Annotated in this window: 1 pseudogene; it reads right to left on the reverse strand. The window is 47.8% G+C overall.

Going from position 1 to position 626, the window contains the following annotated elements:
• Window positions 1-28: 28 nt before the first annotated feature.
• Window positions 29-626, reverse strand: a pseudogene (locus C7B65_RS27165) (IS1 family transposase); the annotation flags it as partial.

Raw genomic sequence — 626 nt, forward strand, 5'->3', positions numbered from 1 at the left:
GGTAATGTTCTAGACGTGTTGTTCGTGTCTAAATGGGGAATCCGAATATGACGCGATTAATGAACCGTCCAATCACCCCATCATGCATCACAATCGACTTAGAAAAGCAAATCGTTTGACGTGCCAATCGCTTAATCCGGGTTCTCAACGTCAGATGTTTGCGCTCAATTTTCTGAGTATTCCGTTTTCCAACTGTGTGAAAGACAGGAGCGAGATGACGTTCATACGCCCCCCAGCCATCGCTGTAGAACTGCATAATGCCGAATGGTTCCAACAGGGCTTTTAATGCTACGAATGCCTGATCTTTGTGATTGGCTAACACATACGCCAACACCTGACCTGTCGTATGGTCAATTGCCCACCCCAACCACCGTTGTTGATCTTTGGATTGGACAAAACTCCACATTTCATCCACTTCAGCTTCGAGATCTAAATCATCGGCAAGGCACAGCCGAGCGATGGTTTGAGGCGGTTCTAGCTCGGCTAACACGATTTCATTCACCGCTTTTAGCTTGGAACTTTTTTTTGAGCGTTTCAATCACGGTGGTTGGGCTAATCCCAAGCACCCGTGCCGTATCGCGAATTCCGCTCCCATTCATCGCCATATCGCTGATCTGCTGCTTCAC

The sequence above is a fragment of the Phormidesmis priestleyi ULC007 genome (assembly GCF_003003695.1).
In the GTDB taxonomy this organism is placed as follows: Bacteria; Cyanobacteriota; Cyanobacteriia; order Leptolyngbyales; family Leptolyngbyaceae; genus Phormidesmis_A; species Phormidesmis_A priestleyi_A.